The organism is Vibrio sp. Y20_XG_PY13 (assembly GCF_024181925.1).
Taxonomy (GTDB): Bacteria; Pseudomonadota; Gammaproteobacteria; order Enterobacterales; family Vibrionaceae; genus Vibrio; species Vibrio parahaemolyticus.
The window spans coordinates 1-1123 of sequence record NZ_JAMZAL010000042.1 but is presented as its reverse complement, the minus strand read 5'-3'; the positions used below and the strand labels follow the sequence as shown (position 1 = coordinate 1123).

General features: G+C 47.4%; 1 protein-coding gene. It reads right to left on the bottom strand.

Annotation, left to right across the window (positions count from 1 at the left end):
* The coding region (locus tag NL646_RS23325) for a tandem-95 repeat protein (protein WP_253664760.1) at positions 1 to 1123 on the bottom strand (1123 nt) is incomplete at both ends.

Here is a 1123-nt window from a genome sequence, read left to right as displayed (position 1 = left end):
TTGCCAGACACTGAGAAGTTTAGCGCTGAGTCGCTATCTTTAAATGCGTCATTTAAATCAATCGTGTAGGTCGCAAAGTCTTCCGATAACTCTTGATCTGCAATGGCATTTTCAACAGTCGGTGCATCGTTAACACGATTCACAATCAAACTGTCACTGTCGTTAGCTGTTGGATTTACACCATCCGACACTGACGCGCTGATAGTTAGGTCTTTAAGGTTGAGTTCATCGTTGTTAACTGCGTCAACACCCGCTTGAGTCAACTTGACTTCATTGCCAACCAACACGAAGTAACCGTTTGAGTTATTTTCTAAAGAAACGGTTAGTCGGTCTTTAGGCGTGTCAGTATCGCGAACCGTTAAGGTTGCGACTACCGTATCAGTGCTCACTGCATCTTCAGTGATACTTTCTACTGCATCAACCTTGATGGTTGGCGCATCGTTCACTGGGTTAACGGTAACGCTCACTTTCGCTTCGTCGGTCAATTCACCGTCCGTTACGGTATATGTAATTTCAGCGTCACCATTGAAGTTTTCGGCCGGTGTGAACACCAACTTGCCATCAACAATCTCAACTGTACCTTGGTCACTCGGCACAGACGCCGAGTCAATGCGTAACGTATCACCATCGATGTCAGTATCGTTTGGCAGAACATCAATAGTAACCGCGGTGTCTTCTTGTGTCGTAGCGATGTCATCTTTCGCCACTGGCGCATCGTTGACCGGTGTCACATTGACTTCAACGGTAGTGGATTCAGACACACCGCCAGAGGTGACGATGTAGGTGAAAGTATCTTTACCGACGTAGTTATCATTTGGTGTGTAAGTCACGCTGCCGTCAGGATTGACCGAGACCGTGCCGTTGGCTGGGCCGTTATTGGTATCTAGCGACACCACTTTACCGTCGTCTTCGAACGTATCGTTACCTAAGACCTTGATGATGGTTGGCGTGTCTTCAAAAACCGTCGCTTTGTCTGCCACAATGTCCGCTACAGGCGCAACTGTGAAGTTTACGGTTTGGCTAATGCTTTCACCGCTTGGATCAGTAGCAGTAAACGTTAGGGTTTCTGAGCCGTTCCAGTCTGCTGTTGGTGAAATGGTCGCGATGCCATTTTCAATCGAAA